This window comes from Bacteroidota bacterium, assembly GCA_039111535.1.
In the GTDB taxonomy this organism is placed as follows: Bacteria; Bacteroidota; Rhodothermia; order Rhodothermales; family JAHQVL01; genus JBCCIM01.
On the sequence record JBCCIM010000009.1, the window covers coordinates 1 to 19318 of the forward strand.

General features: G+C 52.5%; 14 protein-coding genes. 4 read left to right on the forward strand and 10 right to left on the reverse strand.

Annotation, left to right across the window (positions count from 1 at the left end; genetic code table 11):
• The coding region (locus AAF564_02565) for a hypothetical protein (protein MEM8484399.1) at positions 1-1552 on the forward strand (1552 nt) is incomplete at its 5' end.
• Positions 1553-1600: 48 nt separating this feature from the next.
• Here the strand turns inward: AAF564_02565 and AAF564_02570 are convergent.
• From AAF564_02570 to AAF564_02615, 10 genes are all read right to left on the reverse strand, one after another.
• Entirely contained in the window at positions 1601-2791 is a 1191-nt protein-coding gene (locus tag AAF564_02570) for an aspartyl protease family protein (protein MEM8484400.1), read from the reverse strand.
• 230 nt (positions 2792-3021) lie between these two features.
• The gene (locus AAF564_02575) at positions 3022-3699 is read right to left on the reverse strand and encodes a DUF4956 domain-containing protein (protein MEM8484401.1); all 678 of its coding nucleotides are present in this window, start codon (positions 3697-3699) and stop codon (positions 3022-3024) included.
• Positions 3696-4499, reverse strand: coding sequence for a polyphosphate polymerase domain-containing protein (locus AAF564_02580; protein ID MEM8484402.1), 804 nt, complete (start codon positions 4497-4499; stop codon positions 3696-3698). Before AAF564_02580 ends, AAF564_02575 begins: the two co-directional genes overlap by 4 nt.
• A gap of 12 nt (positions 4500-4511) precedes the next feature.
• Entirely contained in the window at positions 4512-5561 is a 1050-nt protein-coding gene (locus AAF564_02585) for a hypothetical protein (GenBank protein ID MEM8484403.1), read from the reverse strand.
• Between the two features lie 14 nt (positions 5562-5575).
• A complete protein-coding gene (locus AAF564_02590) occupies positions 5576-7375 on the reverse strand; it encodes a carbohydrate-binding domain-containing protein (protein ID MEM8484404.1) in 1800 nt (599 codons plus the stop codon).
• Between the two features lie 330 nt (positions 7376-7705).
• On the reverse strand, positions 7706-8782 hold the full coding sequence (locus AAF564_02595) for a T9SS type A sorting domain-containing protein (GenBank protein MEM8484405.1): 1077 nt from the start codon (positions 8780-8782) through the stop codon (positions 7706-7708).
• 283 nt (positions 8783-9065) lie between these two features.
• On the reverse strand, positions 9066-11792 hold the full coding sequence (locus AAF564_02600) for an ABC transporter permease (protein MEM8484406.1): 2727 nt from the start codon (positions 11790-11792) through the stop codon (positions 9066-9068).
• Entirely contained in the window at positions 11789-12127 is a 339-nt protein-coding gene (locus AAF564_02605) for a PadR family transcriptional regulator (GenBank protein ID MEM8484407.1), read from the reverse strand. Before AAF564_02605 ends, AAF564_02600 begins: the two co-directional genes overlap by 4 nt.
• 319 nt (positions 12128-12446) lie before the next feature.
• Positions 12447-13190 carry a copper homeostasis protein CutC gene (locus AAF564_02610; GenBank protein MEM8484408.1) on the reverse strand — a complete coding sequence of 248 codons (744 nt, stop codon included), beginning with the start codon at positions 13188-13190 and terminating at the stop codon, positions 12447-12449.
• 48 nt (positions 13191-13238) lie between these two features.
• Entirely contained in the window at positions 13239-13970 is a 732-nt protein-coding gene (locus AAF564_02615) for a ThuA domain-containing protein (GenBank protein MEM8484409.1), read from the reverse strand.
• Between the two features lie 207 nt (positions 13971-14177).
• On the opposite strand from AAF564_02615, the gene AAF564_02620 reads away from it, so the two are divergent.
• Genes AAF564_02620 through AAF564_02630 form a run of 3 tightly spaced genes read left to right on the forward strand, consistent with a single transcriptional unit; the run spans position 14178 to position 19310 of the window.
• Positions 14178-16244: a UvrD-helicase domain-containing protein gene (locus tag AAF564_02620; GenBank protein MEM8484410.1), complete on the forward strand. Its 2067-nt coding sequence runs from the start codon at positions 14178-14180 to the stop codon at positions 16242-16244.
• A gap of 2 nt (positions 16245-16246) precedes the next feature.
• On the forward strand, positions 16247-18499 hold the full coding sequence (locus AAF564_02625; GenBank protein ID MEM8484411.1) for an ATP-dependent helicase: 2253 nt from the start codon (positions 16247-16249) through the stop codon (positions 18497-18499).
• On the forward strand, positions 18492-19310 hold the full coding sequence (locus tag AAF564_02630; GenBank protein MEM8484412.1) for a PD-(D/E)XK nuclease family protein: 819 nt from the start codon (positions 18492-18494) through the stop codon (positions 19308-19310). Before AAF564_02625 ends, AAF564_02630 begins: the two co-directional genes overlap by 8 nt.
• The last annotated feature ends 8 nt before the right edge of the window (positions 19311-19318 follow it).

Here is a 19318-nt window from a genome sequence, read left to right on the forward strand (position 1 = left end):
CTGGATGACTGTGGAAATGCAGATCAACCCGTTAGATCAAGTGGCTAACATGCAGGATCAGACAGAATGGATTGTTAACGTTCATGGTACCTTTGCTGCGCATGAAGACGATGCAGGCGAAGCCTGGTGGCAGTGGGGCAGTGACTTTTCTAAAACGCTGCAAGCTCACCTGCCAGGCCATGTCCAGTTTCTACCAGCAGATCATACCTTTCACTGGAGCGGTAAAAATTCTGAAAGAGAAAGAGAGCAGGCGGCGCGTGACTTGCTCACGCTGCTTGAGGGGATTGACCGCCCATTTCATGTTATTGCGCACAGCCATGGTGGGAGCGTATTGTGGCGCGCGTTGCAATTGAGTTTGTTCAAGTCAGTTACCAAACCACCCGGGCATGCAGACCGCCAGGGCTTGACCAATCTGAAAAGCTGGACAACAATTGGTACACCTTTCCTTGATATCAAACCTCAAGCCATTGAAGTTAACCTTTTCACCCTGTTATATCGCTTTGCAGCTATTCTGGCTTACTTGCTGTTCTTTGCGGCAGCGGGATATATCGCTTACGTACTGCTTGGTCTAATCCCGGCGCTGGCCTGGCCGTTTACGAAAGGTTGGTTGATTGCAGCACTTGTTACTTTACCTGTGTCGCTGCTCTTGATGCTCGTTGGTGTCGGTAATGCTGCCGGCTTTCTTGAGGCCATGATGCTCGAGATTGGCAAGCCTTTGCAGCGTTGGACAAGCCGCGTATATGCTGGTCGGTGGTTGCCGCTCTGGTCTGAACACGATGAAGCCCTGCTTGCCATTCGGGCTGCGCGCAAGATGAAAGGTGAGTTTGCACCGCGTATCGAACCGGTAAAAGCTGTCTTCGGGACGGATGTGCTTTTGCGGATATTTCGCTGGCCATCGGAAAAGCTATGGATGCCGGTGTACAACAGGTTTCTGGCACCCCGTGGTGACCGTGCTTTTTTGTCCATCTTGCAAAAATTTTCTTCAGGAAATGATTTGCCCGGCACGCTCGTCAGGCGGGTCACGGCCGGACCGGCACCGTTGCTTGATAGTCCACCATCCCTTTCCCCATCTATACAAACCGAATTGGTAGACAATGCAAATGCGGCCTTGCTTAAAGTAATGCCGCAAGTTCGCCCCTTGCTGGGTGGGTTGGCAGCCGGTCAGATGTTACTCAAACAGGATCATGATCCCGGCTTGCTCTCTGGTGATGAGATGGTCCATACCACGTATTACAGACATGCTGAAATCATTAAGCTGATCGGAGACTATATCAGGCGGACAACGCCAGGGGATGCAATTGGTGTGGGGGCCGTCGATCCGTGGTTGGCGCAAATGGAGCACTGGAAGCAGACATCCCTGAAAACAATACAAGATCATCCGGGTGATCCAGGCGGGTGGACGCTGTATCGCTGGATGGGAAAGGTGCTTTCTGAGGGCCAGGTTGTTCAGGGATTCTATAACGCGATGCCTGTGCCAGGTTTATTACGATTGGCAAAAATAGCGTTGGCGTTGGCTGATATGTATGAGCGGAATAAGTCTAAAGATGGTTGAATTGAGTCCGCTCTTTGCACATTTACGCCTTGCTAGAGCGGACATTGCCTATTTTTCGAGGATGCTGGTTTTGCGCGACAGTGTAGCTGAGCCTGTAGCCCAAACCAGGTTGAGTTCGTCTGCTTGCATGGCATTGAGCGCTTGTTGAATGCCCTGACACGTGAAGGCAGGCTTTACGCCGTTGATCTCAGTGAACCGCAGGCCGGGCCGGATGCCGGCTGCTTGTGCAGGAGAGTTGTCCCATACAGCCGCTACATATACTTCCCCCTCAAAAGCCAATGAGAATCCAAAAGACGGATGTGAAAAGCCGCCATCAGCATATTGGTTAAAGTAGGCCGCCTCTGACTTGATGTCGAGTGTCACTACAAAGTGCTTGAGCATCGCAGCGCCTATCAGGCTGGGTGATAATTCGCGCTGGATTGCACCCACGCGACCAAGTTTCAGGTTATCTATGGCGAGCGCTTTTAATTCAACCTGGAGCTGATCGGCGTTGGCGGCTTGTCCGCCTAATGAGCCGCCGGCAGATCCGAATCCGCTATTTGTGTTGCCTACACCTTTAGCATTTCTTGCGCCCTCCAAATCTGCTGTAGAAATAGCAAAGTAAGCCGGTGATCCCGTGTCAAACATTGCTTTGCTGCGGGCACGCCGGGCGAATTGTACGTCCAGGAAAGGTGTATGCGTGTAGCCAAAGCTGTGGAGTTGGGTCTTGGTTGCATGGCCCAGAGAAGGCATGTGCGTCACATCCGTATTGAACCTGATGACCCCTTTGTTAAGGTCGATTTGCCAGGCACCGAGCGGTAACAGTTCTGAACCGAGTACACCATCTCCGATAAAGCAATTTGTCGCAGTTGAACCCGCAAAATCTGCAGCAAACATGGGCACTTTGTTCATAATTGTGCCTCCGATGTTGATGGAGGTTTGCACGATGTTGCTTTCAATGATATTTCCGTGGGAGTCCTGGCCCTTGCTTTTGCCGACAACTTGCAAGCCTAACTCCTGCGCAAGCGTTTTGTCAATCATCGAGGGCGACCCTGTATCGAAAACAAAGCGCCTTGGTTTACCGCCCAGTTCAACTTCAACATAGATTTTGGAAGCCATTACCTGAACAGGGATTTCAAACGACGATGTTTCATTTCCCAGGTAGGGCCCTTGTGTCATCCATTGGGGCGGCGTGTGCTGCGCAATTGACGAAGAGGCCAGTAGCAGGGATACAAACAAAAATGCAATGGATGGCTTCATTGGCGGGTTTAAGTTGACACGGTCAGTTGGCGAAGTAAAATGCACTATTGAGCTAGTGAAACAGGAGAGGCTGCCGCTCCACGGTGCATTTATTTACGCAAAGCGACTGGTTTATTCGTTGCGAAAAAGTACAGCGCCTGGTTTGTGCTCACCTGCACCCATGTATAACGGACATAGACGCAGTTTCTTGTGTCTCCTTGAACAGGTGCTGCAAATTTTATGTGCTCAGCTTAAAACCGTTCTTCGTCGAAAAAGAGGTTGATGTGTTCGACGCCTTTCACATCCTGCAACGCCTTGGTGAACGAGGCGCTTTTTTTCTCGGTTTTAAAATCTACGTAGTACGACATTTCGACGCCATCCGCCTCCGTGCCAAGGGTTTTCACATTGATCACTTTGTATTTTTTGCAATATTGTTTTAGTACGCCCATGTAAGGCGGTGTTTCTTCGCCATTGGCCCAAAAGGAAAACTGCAACAAATACTCTTTTCGATTGGGTACCGACAGCTTTGTTTTTGAGAAGACAAAGAGGATAGCAGAGACGTACAGGGTGCCGGTTAAGGCGAGCATATGGTAGCCAACACCTGTTGCCATACCGATAGCCAAACTGAAAAAAATGTAGACAATGTCTTTGGTATCCTTTACCGCGGTGCGAAATCTGATGATCGACATGGCGCCGACCAACCCAAAAGCACGCGCCAGGTTATTGCCAATCGCCATGATGACAATCGCTGTAATCATGGCGAGTAAAACCATCGAGTTTACAAAGTTGGCTGAATAACCGGGGCCAGTGTGCGTAAGCCTGTAAATCCATGAGATGAACAACCCGCAAACCAGCGCAATGGTGATGTTCAGCATCATTGCAGAGGACGAGAGCGGAAAGAGATCCAGTTGGGCGAGTTCGTTAATCATAACGCGTACTGATTGTTTAATGCTGGGGCCTGGGTGCGATACGGAGACCGATCAACCGTGAGGCCATAACGAAACTTCCTTGGGCCATTGTGGGAGTCGAGGCAAATGGTATACTTGGAAAGTGCCATGCGTTTGAGTTGGTAGCGCTCGAGTATCCTGAGGATCCAGTGGGGCAGTCCTGTGAAAAATTTCACTTCCAAGATGAAATGCCCCGGCATCGCATACTTGATCTGATGCTCTTTGTAGAGCATGCCCAACGACGGGAAGAGGGTGCTGCGTACATTTTTGTCGAACGTGAGGCGGACCTTGGGGTCAAATTTGCTAAAAAACGGCTCTCTGTCATAAATCACCAGCACAGCCGGCCGCAGTCTCCGCCGGTTGTAGTGATACAAAAAACGCTGCGCGTCTTTTTTCTCCTTTCCGTTGCCGCTGAAAGAGATGATGCTGTCATCGATGTTGCCGCCTTCCAGTGCCGTCGCCAGATCTTCAGCGAGCATGGGCGCGCGGTTTTTCTCGATGTTGTTGTTGTACTTCCGTTTGATCTCTAAAAAGACCACGCTGTCTTTGCCCGGCGTATCATAGCCGCGAATACGAAATTTCTTACGGACCTTAACGCCGGCGTGCTTTTCATCGTAGCATGAAAAATCGTGGGTGTCGTAATAAACACTCCGCACCGTGTATTCATTTTTCCCCTGTTTGGCAGCAAACGGATCCACTTTCACATAAGGACGCATTGCTGCTCTGATTTCATCTCTGAGCTTGTCAGGTACGAGGTATTTGTATTCAAATCTGCCGGGCATATCCTCTTCCGCTTATTCTAAAAACCGTTTGACAAATCCCAGGGGTGTGCTCTTTTGGCATGCAATCGCACTTCGCACAGCCATTCCCGGCATAACTGATGCATCTGCATCATCAAGCACGGCAAGCGCAATCAGTACCTGTTCTCCGTTGACAACGTGCACCTCGCGATCAAGGGAGAAAACTGCAGCGATGAAAGGATTCGTCTGCCCTGGCACCGTGATTTCGACGGATTCAACTTCTTCCAGGGCTTGCACATCGCTCAGCTTCACCATCATGAAAGCGATTAAGGCTGAAGTGTCTCTAATAACCAACAGTGTATCTGACGAAAAAGAACGCGCGACGCTGCCGGCAACAGGCGATGTGATGGTGAACGCGTTAATGCGCTTTCTTAGTGCGCCAATTTCGTTTTCCAGTGCGAAAATCTGTGTGCGAATCATGTTGAGATAAGCCGGCTTGGCACCCATCTGGGTTGAAGCCAGCTGTGCCTCGGCAATAGAAACCGCAATCTGCAAGGCCGCTTCCTTGTTTTTTGCAACCTCATATTCTTCTTCGGAAACAAGCTGTTGGCTGAACAGCTGTTCCAGTCGACGGACGATACCAGATTGCTCCTTTGCCTCGATGCGAGACAGCGCAAGCCGCTGTTCTGCTTCCTGTACCACAGGTTCTTTTGCTCCTGCTTGATCAACTGCATAATTGGCTTGCAAGATCGCCAGTTCACCTTCGAGCACAACGAGCCGCTCTTCAATGTTGCTGTCGCTGATGATGCCAACCGTGTCACCAATGGCTACCGTACGATCCGCTGCCATCTGCTCCGAAAGCGAGAATCTCACTTCCGAGCCGCGCTCAAACTGAGCCACGCTAAAGCCTTCACTTACGCCCGTTTTGTAATTGATGGTATTGGCGAATAACTGTCCGTCTGTTCCCTTGTAAAGGGTCCACAATTTAGCCGGCACAATTTTACCTTCTGCAACAACATTGCATGGCACCTCAATGGGTGATGCCAGCAGCAATCCTGCCGCCGCAATCGTTGCGATAGATATTGAAAATAGTTGCTTGTACATCTGTTTTGCCTGTGTTACAAAGTAACGGACGTAATGATGGCTGAGACCGTTACGGTACCGACCACTGTTGCGCCGTTTACCGTCCCACCATTGAACATCTCGTCGGATGAGCTACCCGAAACGGTGCCGCCACGATAGACGGTGATGGTATCATCCATCGATAGCCACGGGGCTGAGGCGATGAGCGATTGAAATGATTTCCCCGGCGCAATGGCGACGGAGCCGCCTGCACTTTCTAGCGTGACAAGCGTTCCGGGGGCCTGTGGGGTTGAGAACGTGATGGCAACCGAGGGCTGGGTGGAAGAGGTGCCCGGCGTCTGTGCCATTCTGCCTGCTGCGCCGGCTGCGAGGAGCACACCACCGCTTATTGCGAAGTCGCCATTGTAGTCGATCGCGCCCTGCTCGGGGCGTATACCTGGTACGGGGCCGGCGATGGCAAGGCAGCCGTTGGTCATCTCGATGGAGCCGTTTGAGTCGATACCATCGCTACCAGAGGTGATTGTGATCATGCCGCCGTTGAACACCATGTCGTACGGATCGCCAGGACTCTCAACACCGCCCGGATCGTCACCGTCACCGGAAAGGTTAAAGCCATCATCGATAGCAGTGATGTCGAGGGTGCCGCCATTGATGACCAGATCGCCCAGGACAGCTTCGAGTCCTTCAAAGCTCTGGGTCAGGGTGATATCGCCACCATTGATGGTGAGTCCGAGGTCGGCATGGACGCCGTCGTCTCCTGTTGCAATTTCGATACTGCCGCCATTAATCAGTACGGTGTCGTTTGCGTGAATGCCATCATCAGATGTGTCGACGTTAAAGGTACCGTCATCAACCACCACCATGACGGCGCCTTTGAGCCCCTTGGTTGATAGGTCGTCGCTGGGTGTGATGTTGGCGCCACCGCCGGCGCGGATGGACAGCGTCCCTTCCGAAAAGAGGGCATCGGTTTCAGCCGTAATCGCGTCGCCTTCAGCGTCGATGCTGATGGTGCCACCTTCGATCAGGATATATCCGCGGGTATCATCATCTTCCTCATCCGATTTTATGCCATCTCCGCCGGCTGTTATGTCGAGTACCCCGCCGCGCACGACGAGGTAGTGTTTGCCGCGAATGCCTTCGTCGGGTGCGTTAACGGCAATGGTGCCATCGCGAATCACAAGTCCGTCTTTGCTTGCAATGCCATCTTGAAATTGTGCGTTCACTGTGAGTGTACCAGTGCCGCCAATGGACAGGTCGTCGTCACTCCACACAGCCGCGTTCTGCTCTGCAGTTGCCGGGTAGATGGTACCATCGGTGATGGTGTTTGTGGTACCTTCAGCAAGAATCAGCACCGCACGGTCGGCATTGTCTACACGGATGCCCGAATCAGATGAACTGGTGATCGATGCGCCGGCGAGCACCAGTTTCACTGCACCATCTTCTGGGGTGTCGACTATGATTTGGCCGTCGGTGAGCGTGCCGGAAAGTACGTAGGTGCCCGGCGCAGCTACGGTGACAATGCCATCCACTGATGTGGCGCCTGTCCCGTCAATAGAAGCGGTGATCCCATCCAGTGCAATAGTGGTTGCGGTTGCTGCGTCGTATGTATAGTCGGCTGTGTCTTCATGATCAGCATCGTTGTCCAGCATCGCGTCGGCCACCGTAAATGGATCCGCGTTTATGCCCTCGATATCGCAGGAAAGCGTAGAGAGTGCTATTGGGTCTGCAATTACAACATCCTCTTCTTCAATCGCGGAAGTGCTGTCGCAGGCGGAGAGGGTCAGGATGAGTGCGGGGATCAACCAACTGGCAATTTGTACTTTTTTTATGCTCATGACACCTGGGCTTTGTTATGTAAAGGATCTAGACTGCGCCCGCTTGGGTGCTGTGGTCCTTTTTTGAACTTAACCGGAGTCTAAGAGACAGATGTTTAGATCATGTTTAGTTAATGTTTGGATAATACTAAGGTAACACCCTGGCCTGTTTTGTTGAGGGCAGGGCAACCAATTATGAATGGGGAAGATGTATGATTTCGGCCTGGAAAATGGTAGTGCTGATCCGGGTATGATGGTTACGCCTGACCACAGCGGGAAGGGATGGGCAACCTATATCCACACGCGTCTTTGTACCTGTGGAAGCTGGGCAATGTAGTAGGTTTGCGCATGCTACTTGATCAAGCTCATCATGCGTGTTTGTGTAAAGTGGCTGGTTTCAAGGCGATAGAGATACAGTCCACTCGCCAAACCTGACGCATCGAACGCCACCTCATATGAGCCGGCCGGCTGCGTGCCGCTTACAAGCGTAGCTACCAGCTTACCTTCAATTGAATACACACTCAAGTTCACATCAGAACTTGTCTGTAGGTCATACGATATTCGCGTGGATGGGTTAAACGGGTTTGGGTAATTTTGCGAAAGTGTAAATGATTCAGGAAGATCCTGTCCGAAAGACTCAATCGGTGTAGATTGGACCTCCATGTCTACAAAATAGTCAACTTCTTCGATAGCACCGCTTGCATCGAGCAGCAGGCCAACGGAATATCCATCCAATGAAACGATGTCGATGTCGACGTACATTTCTGTGAGCTGCATGGTAACCGGATCATAGGTCCGAAACTCTTCGCGAACCCGTAGCGCCTGTACAGAATTCCCGTCTGGTGTTATCAGCGTACCCCACCCGTCTACAACTGAAACGGAGGTCTCGATATCTGTGGCAAAAGGAACGCCTGCAATCATGACTGAGGTCGAATCCATCCATGTATTTTCAAATGCACCGGGAAATACGATGTCCAACGATGGGGGACTGTAAACGCCGGTCACCTCTTCAGCAATGCCATCGCCGTCGGTGTCAACCAGTGATGTAGAACCCAGGTGCCAATAATTTCCATTTTCGAGCTGGTAGTATAACGCAGTTTCTACCCCTTCGTCTTCCCCTGTTATGGCGATGTTGGCATTTTCAAATGCAGGGTTGTCGCTGCCGGGGAGGTCGGCGGGTAAAGCAACGTAAGTTGCCGTCACGGAGAAAGAGTCAGTGGCAACGGCGCCATTGAAGTCCCAGGTCTGGTTGGCCCCCGTTGCATTAACAACAGCATCCATCGCCGCGGTTACTTCAAGCGCATAAATGGTTTCGTTGATGCTCCGGCCGATACGGTCGGTTATGAACGTTTCAGGGAATGTGATTTGTGCAAACGCTGTATGAGAAAACACAACAAACGAACAGAACAGTAGCAGTATTTTATTCATTTTTGACTGGGGATTTGGTTCGAATGGGCTGTAGGATATGATCGAACGTACCACTGAGAAACGAGCCGGCAAATTTTACTTCTTGCGTCGTAGCAATAGTTCGTTTCATTTGATAAAGGACCTGGATATGCTGCCCTTTAAAGTAAGCAATTCTTTTGTTGCTTGAAAGCTGAACTACTGCCAGGGACACACTGCGTAATTACGGCTGTAATCTTTTGAAGCAAATGCGTAGGACCAGCGTTACAGATAAGACGAGGAGTCGTATTGCTGCCTTGGTCTATCATTACTCGTATCGTAGCGCGTCAACGGGATTGCCGCGCGCTACCTTTATGGTCTGGTAGCTCACAGCCACAAGTGCTACGACTAGCACAATCAGGCCAATCAGCAAGAAAATGCCGGCACCCAACTCAATGCGGTACGCAAAGGCCTCAACCCACCTTTTTAATCCAAAATAGGCAAGTGGGGTGGCGATGATAAATGCGATGCTTACGAGTTTGAACAGCCTACCCGTAAGTAGAAACAGCATGCTGGTTTCTGATGCCCCCAGCACTTTGCGGATACCGACCTCTTTTGTTCGCCGTTGCGTCATGAAGGAAGCAAGGCCGAACAAACCCATTGCAGCAATGAGGATAGCGAGTCCGGCAAACAGGCCAATGGCGCGCCCAAGCCGGACATCCGCTGCATACTGCGCCTGAATTTGATCATCCAGAAAAGCGATTTCGAATGGCTGATCGGGTAGCACTTGGTGCCAGGCTGCTTTGAGCTGCTTGATCTGTTCTGCTCTGTTGCCGGGGGCAAGCTTTACAAGCACATGCGAAATCACGAATAGATTGGCTACATCAGAAGACTGGGCAGCGTAGTAGGCAAACGATGTGATAGGGGTACGCGCGGAACTGTGGTGGAAGTCGGCAACGACACCGGCAATTCTTCCTTTTATGCCGGGGTTGTTTGCTTCATTGCCCGGGTCTACAATGCGCACCGACTGTTCTATTGCATCTTCGGGGCGCCAGCCAAGTGCTGCAGCTGCCGTTTCGTTGATCAGTACCTGCTCTTCCGGAATTTGGGAAAACCCTGCAGGTACCTCTTCCGAGTTGTTGCTAAATGCAGGCATGTGGCCAGCAACAAGCGGAATGTCGAGCAATTCGAAAAACCCTGGCCCAACGCCGTGCGTTTCGATTGGAATTGCAGATGTTCGTTCACCGTCTGCCTGTACAACCATGCTTGGGCGGACCTCTTTCAGGCCTGGTAACCCGCTGGTGCCCGAAACTGCAAGGACGCCAGGTTGCGATGCCAATGCCTGGCTGAGCACCTGATAGTTTCGTCGTGCCTTGTTGGCGCGGATGGTTACTACCTGCTCTTCGTCAAAGCCAAGGCGGATAGACTGTAAGTAGTCTACTTGTTGGTGGATGACCAGAGAGCCCGCAATGAGCACAATACAACTGGCAAACTGGAATACAATGAGCGTTGAGCGTAACCTGCTTTTCCCGAATGCGGCGAGCCCACGTAACGTTTCTGCCGGCCGTTGTCGGGCTGCCAGTATGGCCGGATAGGCGCCGGCGAGTAAGCTTGTTAACAAAATAATCGCAACAAATAGCCATAACGTGCCCGTGCCCCAATAGTCAAACAGCGCGTCGGATGCAAAGGGAACGAGTATGGATTTTCCTGCCCAAACAAAACCTAGCGCAATAACCACAGCTATGCTGGTCAATAAAAATGCGTCGGCCAGAAATTGTGCTGCCAGTTGCAGGCGTGAGGCCCCAATGGCACGGTGGACACCAAGTTCTTTAATCCGGGTGGTTGCGCGGGCGAGCGCCAGGTTGGTGAAATTGGAGTAGGCGAGTAGCAGCACGATGAGCGCCATGCCCGACAGGCCGTAGACCAGGGTAATAGACCCACCAACCCCTGGCTCCCCGCGATCTTGTGGATGCAGGTAGACTTCTGTTAAGGGTTGAAAGCCCAGTTGGATTTCGTCGCTCTCCAGCCGGCCGGCTAATGCCGTGGTGGCTTTGTGCGCGGCTTCCTGAATATCCTGAATACCCGGTAGCAGCACATACGTATAAAGCCCTGGCCAGTTGAGGTTGTTCAGGGGGCCGTATTGCTGCTCAAGCGTAGCCGTTGACGCTATAACACTCAACGGGATATGCGATTGGGCCGGCGGATTTGCTACAACACCCGTAACTATAAGCGGGAGTTGTTTGATTTCGCTATAGCCATCATACATCAGAATGACCTGCCCAAGTGGGGAGGCATCTCCAAAGTATTTCCTGGCAATGTCTTCCGTAACTACAACAGTACCTGGCTCTGAAAGCACTGAAGCCGGATCGCCGGAAATTAGCTGGAAAGAAAACACATCGAAAAACGATGGGTCGGCGTACAAAAAGTCTTGCTCGGCATATACAGCTTGCTCGGACGTGATCTGATTTGTTACGGTGATGTTGCGTTTCCAGGGGGCGAGCCTGACCGTTGCTTCCGTGCCGGGTACGTTTTGATTGACCAGCGCAGCGTGTCCGCCCCCTGTCTTCGCTGAGCTGCCACTATCAGTTTGCTGGACAACCCGGTAGATGTTATCAGCTTGATCATGGAAGCGATCGAAGCTGAGTTCATGCCAGACGTACATCGAAATTAGAAGGCAGCCGGCGAGCCCCAGCGCCAAGCCCGTCACGTTGATGCCTGTATAGCCAGGATGGCGCTTTATGTAGCGTACAGAAACCCTGAAATAGTTCTTGAGCATGGCGAGGTTTGCCCGTAGCGCCTTGAAAATGCGTCCTTCAGCCCTGGCCTTTTTCCAGTAAACGTCCTTGTAGTCCTGCTTGATCAGCGCATAAGATCCCAGTTTGCGAACCGCGTGGTCGAAAGCGCGGCGGGGTGTAAGGCCCTGCGCAATCAGGTCGTCAAAATGATCGCGCAAGTGTCCTTCCAGTTCTTCAGCATCCTCATCTGAAATGGCAATTTCTGTAGAAAGAAAACGACGCCACGTGGTGACGGCTGCATCAATGTCAAACTGATTCATGTGAGCGTTGGTTTAAGTCCCCAAAGTTGTACAAAAATATTGTGAACAGAAAGCCACGCTGCTTTCTCTTTTTCCAGTGCCTTCTGGCCTTTGGCCGTAATGCGGTAGTATCGCCTCCTGCGCTCGCCTTCTTTCTCGACCCAGAACGATTCGACAAGTCCATCTGCAGTGATGCGGTGCATGAGGGTATAAAGCGATCCTGCAGCCCATTCGACATCGCCACCTGAAAGCAGATTTACTTTCTTGATGATGCGATAGCCGTAGCTTTCCCCCTTGTCCAGGATGGAGAGAACGATGGTTTGGGCTGAGGCGCCTGTGAGTGCTTTTGCCGGCATAAGAATGTTGATTGACTTTGGCGAGGCGGGTTTGCCTGCGCAGGCATCCAGTATTGAATCTGGTAAATCATTTATAGGTTGATGATCAACCTATGTGCATGAGCAATATATTGATCATCAATATAACATGTCAACATATGCTGCAAAATTTGCGATAAGCGGGAGAATAGGATACCCTTTAAGCAATGGCCTGCGACAATGATGTGCAGCGCCGCGCATTTTTCGCGCGCGATTGTTATGCGTTGAGATGTAGCGCTGTCCTGGAGCGTTCTTGGGCGTTTGAAAGGGAATTGGTTCAGCGGCTGGGCATTGCAGGTGTTCAGCTTGTATGATGCAGCGCTCGAACTACGGCAGCAACCACATGCTGATCAGTACCTGGCTTTGCTGGTGCCCGGAGCACGTCCAGTCCTTCGGGTTCAGGCAGCAACTTGCCAGCTGGATTGCTAAAACTGCCGTGCACCTGCGTGCAACCTGATTGAACCACCAGCTTGGTTACGCTGTCTGGCGTGATGCCGGCGCCCGGCAGGATTTCGATACGGCCGTTCGCCTGAGCAATCAGCTTTTGCAGTATTTTGGCGCCAGCAAGCGCGGTAGGGGCCTGCCCTGAAGTGAGGACCCGCTGTACGCCACAATCGATGAGCGTTTCCAGCGCCTGGTACGGATCGGGTGTCACATCAAACGCGCGGTGAAAGACACACGGGATGTTCTGCATGTGTGCGATGGCTTGCTGCAGACGCGGCACGTCTATTTCACCTGCCTCTGTCAAAATCCCGATGGCAAAAGCGTCTGCGCCGGCGTCGACAAATGCATCTATATCGGCCAACATGGTAGCAAACTCAGGGACGCTGTAGACAAATCCATACGCGCGCGGCCGAATCATCACAACAATTGGTAGTTCGGAAGCGGCACGGACCTGGGCAAACAGTCCGGTTGAAGGGGTAAGGCCATCGAGGGCCAGGGCATAGTTGAGTTCGAGCCGGTCTGCACCGCCGGCTGTTGCTTCAACCGCAGCTGCTACTGATTCAACACAGACTTCGACGATCATCCGTTGGGAGCCAGCCATAAGGATTGGGGTCGTTAATGTTGGGAAAGCATGGTAAGCGGTAGCTGATTAGTCAACCAGCCAGTTTGCAGCGTTGGTCAGCAAGGTTTTGTATGCCGCAGACTCGTGGGCGAAGCCATCGTGTCCCAATGTGATGCCAACGATACGTCGGGTAGGGTGGTTGATGGTCCAGGCTACCGGGAATTGTGTGCCAGTATCTGGTTCTGTACCAACCATTAACACATTGAGTGCTGGCCCTTGTGCGTGGACCTCAAACCGGTAGAGTTCATCTTCCAGCGTAAAGGTCGCCGGCACACCTGCTGTGATATCGTGCGTCGAATCAGTAACTGTGATTTCAAATGGACCATACGGGCCGTGGCTGCGAGAACCGCCGCCGACCAACTCACGGTTGTAGGCCGGCCAATCTTCCCAGTTGTACCAAACAGACGGATGGATAAGCAGCAGTCCTTTGCCGGCATCTGTAAACTCAAAAATGGCTCTGCGCAAGGTTGAGTCGGTCAGTGGCTGGTTGTTGCTCAGGTAGAGCAGGTCGATCGTATCAAGGGCCGGTAATACAGCAGATGGGTCGTCAGTGTAGGTCACGTCAAAGCCAGCTGCGGTCAAGGTGGCACTGTCCTCCTGATCAAACCAGCGGTCAAAGTCGTGACTGCTACCACCGCCAACAATAAGTACCTTTTTGGCACCAGGGGTTTCGGTGGGAGGGACAGGCTCATTATCAGCGCAACCGGCAAGCAGCGACAGGCAAACAAACAACAGGGGAAAGGCAGAACGGGTAGTCATGGTGTAAGACTAGGCCAGGTGTGTGGGGATACAAAGCGGTAAATTAGGTGATTCAGGTCACCTATTCCAGCAAAATATTAATTGCTGGTGGAGGTAGAGGTATGAAATAGGAATGTCACCGTCTAATTAATAGATTTACGGATAGGTAAAATACCACGTCCGACGACATACACATTCCCCACCACACTGCACGCAACCCTGCCACATATCACATCAGGTACTTCACGCTTTGTGGAGGGGCCAGCCGGCTCCGGGAAAACCAGCTATGCCATCGGGCACATCCAGCGTTTGATCGAAAGTGGGGTTGAACCCGAGCAAATCTTGCTCTTTACCCCGCAGCGCAGCTATACCTTGCAGTATGAGCAGGCTTTTGATACGCAGACGTGGTACCGATTGGGCAAGGCAACCATCGGTGGGTTGGCCGGCCGCATGGTCGGGTTGTTCTGGCCGCTGGTGGATCGCGAGAAATACCCGTTTGAAAGTCAGCAGTCGCCGGCATTCCTCACCTACGAAGTGGCGCAATACTTTATGTCGCGCCTCGTAAAACCACTGATTGAAGAAGGCTATTTCTCAGACCTCAAGCTGACCCTGCCGCGCCTCTATAGCCAGTTGCTGGACAACCTCAACAAGGCGTCGGCTAACGGGATTCCGCTAGAAAGCGTCGGGCAATACCTCAAAGATGCAGCAGGACTGGCAGACAGCGATGAGCAACGCTACGAAGATATTGCCCAAACCATCGAAGCGTATCGCACCTTCTGCATTTCTAACAACCTGCTGGATTTCTCCCTGTCGCTGGCGTTGTTCTGGGACCTTTACCAGCAAGGACCTGAAGTACACAATTTCCTGGATAAGCAGTACAGCCATCTGGTTTATGATAACTGCGAAGAAGACATCCCGATCGCCCATGACTTCATTACCAAATTTTTGCCTGCACTCGATACAGCCTGCGTATTATTCGACAACAATGCCGGCTATCGCCGTTTTCTGGGGGCAAGTCCGCGGAGTGCATACAAATTATCTGAGCAATGCAGCGAGCGGGTAGTACTGGCTGATTCGCATGTGCAACCGCCGGCGCTGCAAGTACTGCAGCAATTGGTTGCAGAAGAGATTGTTGAAGGCGACCTCAACAATGTGCCTGTAGAAGCGGCAGTGGAGCCACATTTTGTGGTGCATTCAGACAGGCTGCATCAGGACATGGTGCTCCGCGCTGCAGACCATGTAGTCAAGCTGGTCGCAGAGGGCGTTGCGCCGGCTGATATTGCCATCATCAGCCCGTACCTCAGTGAAAGCGTGCATTTTGGCCTGGGGATGCAACTCGACAAACATGAAGTCGCGCACCAGACGCACCGTCCATCTCGTGACTTGCTGAGTGAGCCGGTGACACGTGTCATGCTCACCGTTGCACAACTGGCGCATCCTGCGTGGCAATTGCCGCGACCTTCGCGGGAAGCGGTGACTTACATGTTTAATCGGCTTCTGGCCGGCGCAGACCTTGTGCGGGCAGCTTTGCTTGGCGGCGGTGTGTATGCTTTTGTGAGTGAAGATGTAGGCCTCAAGCCATTTGAAGAACTGGAGCCAGAAATGCGCGACCGGATTACCTATAACATCGGCGCACAATACGATCGGTTGCGTAGCTGGATCATTGATTACCGGGCTGGAGATCCGTTACCTATCGACCATTTTTTTAGCAAACTTTTTGGTGAAGTGCTCAGCCAGGAAGGTTTTGGGTTTTTGCGGGATGTCGAAGCAGGTGTGGATACCGGACGGCTGGTAGAATCAGCGCGCAAATTCCGACAGGCCGTCGGGCCGGTGCTGGATGCTATTGGATTACAAGTTGGGGAGGCCTATGTCGATATGGTGCAGCAAGGGGTGATCTCTGCTTTTTATCGCATCGATTGGGAGGAAGAGGACAATGCCGTGCTGATTACGCCGGCACATACCTTCCTGTTGAAAAACCGCGCCTACAAACACCAAATCTGGCTGGATGTAGGCAGCACGTCGTGGCACCGCCGTATTCAGCAGCCGCTTACCAATCCGTACGTACTGACGAAGTACTGGCAGCAAGGACGGAAGTGGAACGCAGAGATGGAGCAGTTTCATGAAAAAGAGCGATTGACCGCACTGGTAAAAGGATTGCTGAACCGTTGCTCGGATGTGGTGCTTGTTTGTTTTAGCGAATTAAGCGCATACGGTCAGGAGCAGACAGGGATGATGCGGGAAGTGATGAACAATGTGATGCGTCACCTCGCCGTGTCGCCAGCGACGGAGGAATAGCCATGGCAGGATTTGAGCCGCGGCCGGCGCAAAAGGCCATTCTTGAATATAAAAAAGGCACGATGGGAATTGCCGCCGTTCCGGGCAGTGGCAAAACCTGGACACTGTCTCAACTGGCATCTGCGCTTATCATTGATGGAGCGTTACAGCGGGGACAGGAAGTGCTAATTGTTACCCTGGTAAACGCGGCGGTCGACAACTTCAGGCAGCGCATTGCCGCTTTCCTCCAGGAGCGCGGTTTATTACCCGGACTCGGGTATCGCGTACGCACCCTGCATAGTTTGGCCCACGAAATTGTCGCGATGGTCCCGTCTGCTGCAGGGCTGCCGGCGGATTTTGCTGTAGTTGATGAACGCGTTGCCGAGTCTATCCTGAAAAATGCCTTTCGGGCCGCCTACCCGCGGTATGAGCTGTCGATTTACGGGTACCTGAAAGAAGACCTTAACGAATTTAAACGCCGCAAAATCACCAAAGATCAATTGCCCGACATGCTGCAGCGGGTGGTTCAAAATAGCATTTCACACCTGAAAAACAGGCGGGTTGACGTAGCTACCCTGAACAACCACCTTGTAGACCAGCCGGCATCGATGGCGCACCTTGTGCGGGACGTTTACGACCGCTACCAACAAGGCCTCGCCACGCGCGGTGCGCTCGACTTTGATGACCTGATCACAACGGCCATCGACGTACTGGCGCACGATGACACGCTGGTGCAGCGGCTGCAGCGCAAATGGCCGTATGTATTGGAAGATGAGGCACAGGACAGTAGCGCGTTGCAAGAACAGATTCTGCGTTATCTGACAGGAGAAGCCGGCAACTGGGTACGCGTTGGAGACCCGAACCAGGCCATCTATGAGACGTTTACAACAGCGCACCCACGGTATCTAAAAGCCTTTCTTGAAGAAGCAGACTACAAGCGAGACCTGCCCAATTCCGGGCGCTCAGGCCGGCCCATTATTCGAGTTGCAAACGAGTTGATTCGCTGGGTCCGGGAAGAACACCCGGTCGTTCCGTTACGTGATGCGCTGGATATCCCCTACATAGAACCAACTCCGCCAGGCGATCCTCAGCCGAATCCGGCAGATGATCTGTGCAACGTGGCTTTTGTATTTCGCGGTGACACCAACGAACAGGAACTGGCCCGGGTGCTGGGTTCAGTGAAAAAGTGGTTGCCAGATCATCCCGATGCAACGCTTGCGCTGCTCGTGCCAACCCATGCGCAGGGTGCAGAGGCGATTCGGGCGCTGGAGAAAGCCGGCATTCCGTATTCCGATGCACTGTTGCGCCTAACTACCTCAACCCGAGAAGCAGCCGGGGCTTTGGGTAGAATTCTGGATCATCTCGCGCACCCGGCTTCCCACAAAACCCTGCCTACGGTGTACAAAGTATGGTTCTTCCGCGTGTTGAAAGAAGAAGACACCGAGGAGGCGCAAGAACGACTGGCTTTGCACCTCGATGTGCTGGCTACCTGCGAAGAAAGCGAGACCTACATTTGGCCGCGGCCCGGACACGATTGGCTGGAAGAAAAGAAAGAAGACCTGTCCGACGAAACCTACTTCTGTATGCGTCAATTCCGCACCCAACTGCAGTACTGGCAACAACTCGTATTACTGCCGGTGAGCGAAATGCTGACGGCCATCGCGCAGACCATCTTCGACGAACCCGAAAAGCTGGCCATGACCCAGCTGTTTGCTGAAATCTTGAACGATCGCTCTGCATACCACCTGGGGCTGGAGAAGCGCATCACTACGCTGGATGAGTTGAACCAGGAATTGTATGCCATCGCGCGCGACAAGCGCCGCGTGCGGTCCATCGAAGCAGACAAAACAGGATTTGATCCCGAAGATCACAAAGGTGAAGTGGTGGTTGCAACGATGCATGGTGCAAAAGGGCTCGAATGGGACCGCGTGTACATGCTATCGGTGAATGATTATGATTTTCCGTCGGCGATGGAAGGAGAGAAGTTTCGGGCCGAGCGCTGGTATGTGCGAAACAGTTTGAGTTTGGATGCTGAGACCATGGCCCAGCTTGATGCCTTTATCGACGGTGTCACCTATGAAGAGGGAGCGGCGACGCAGGAGGCGCGGTATGATTATGCCCGCGAGCGGTTGCGGCTGTTGTACGTCGGTATCACGCGTGCGCGAAAAGAATTGATGGTGACCAGCAATATCGGCCGCGGCAGAAACCAGCCGGCCGTAGCTTTCACCGCCCTGAAGTCATTCCTCGACCCTTCGCCGGAGGTACAAGATGGATAAGAAAGCGTTGGTATTCAGCGCGCACAGCTTGCAGACTTATGTAGATTGCGCGCGACGATTTGAGCTGAGCTATCTGGATGGACTGGTGTGGCCGGCAGTAGAATCAGAACCTCTGCTGGAAAGCGAGGCTTTCCTTCGTAACGGCCGTGTTTTCCATGAAATGGTACATCAAGACATCATCGGATTGCCTGTCATCGTGCCTACAAAGCCAGCTGTTATCGGCGACTGGTGGGCGCGATATCAAAGCCATGCGCCAGCAAACATCGAAGGCGAAAAATTTCCCGAAAAGACGCTCGTGGGAACGGTTGACGGGCAGGTTGTTGTGGCTACGTATGACCTGATTGTGGTCACACCTGATAAGCGTGCCATCATTTTCGACTGGAAAACATGGCGGCAACCTGATCGGGTAAGAGGCATCGGCGAGAAATTGCAGTCTCGCATTTATCCCTGGTTGCTGGTCGAAGCAGCCGGCATCCTCATGCCCGGCCTGAAGCTTGCACCTGAGGCCGTCGAGATGCGCTACTGGTTTACAGAAAAACCTGAAGCTCCGTACGTCCTGCGCTACGGTCGCGATCAGTATGAAGCAGATGCTACGTATCTGGCAGCACTTACCCAGGACGTGCTACAAACGGCATCCGGAGACTTTTTGCTTACCGAAAACGAGAAAAAGTGCACATACTGCCCGTACCGCTCGTTTTGTGGCCGGGGGGATGTTGCCGGCCTGTGGCAAGACTTCGATGGCGCAGAGGTTGTTGATGAAGTAGCTGCTTTGCTTGGCGATCTGGATGACTATGAATCTGTTGCCTTTTAACGTGCTGT

Coding starts and splice junctions, on each gene's coding strand:
- AAF564_02605 (MEM8484407.1), bottom strand. CDS start 12,127: ATGCCGGCAAAAGCACTCACAGGCGCCTCAGCCCAAACCATCGTTCTC.
- AAF564_02610 (MEM8484408.1), bottom strand. CDS start 13,190: ATGGCTGGCTCCCAACGGATGATCGTCGAAGTCTGTGTTGAATCAGTA.
- AAF564_02600 (MEM8484406.1), bottom strand. CDS start 11,792: ATGAATCAGTTTGACATTGATGCAGCCGTCACCACGTGGCGTCGTTTT.
- AAF564_02570 (MEM8484400.1), bottom strand. CDS start 2,791: ATGAAGCCATCCATTGCATTTTTGTTTGTATCCCTGCTACTGGCCTCT.
- AAF564_02575 (MEM8484401.1), bottom strand. CDS start 3,699: ATGATTAACGAACTCGCCCAACTGGATCTCTTTCCGCTCTCGTCCTCT.
- AAF564_02580 (MEM8484402.1), bottom strand. CDS start 4,499: ATGCCCGGCAGATTTGAATACAAATACCTCGTACCTGACAAGCTCAGA.
- AAF564_02595 (MEM8484405.1), bottom strand. CDS start 8,782: ATGAATAAAATACTGCTACTGTTCTGTTCGTTTGTTGTGTTTTCTCAT.
- AAF564_02590 (MEM8484404.1), bottom strand. CDS start 7,375: ATGAGCATAAAAAAAGTACAAATTGCCAGTTGGTTGATCCCCGCACTC.
- AAF564_02615 (MEM8484409.1), bottom strand. CDS start 13,970: ATGACTACCCGTTCTGCCTTTCCCCTGTTGTTTGTTTGCCTGTCGCTG.
- AAF564_02585 (MEM8484403.1), bottom strand. CDS start 5,561: ATGTACAAGCAACTATTTTCAATATCTATCGCAACGATTGCGGCGGCA.
- AAF564_02630 (MEM8484412.1), top strand. CDS start 18,492: ATGGATAAGAAAGCGTTGGTATTCAGCGCGCACAGCTTGCAGACTTAT.
- AAF564_02625 (MEM8484411.1), top strand. CDS start 16,247: ATGGCAGGATTTGAGCCGCGGCCGGCGCAAAAGGCCATTCTTGAATAT.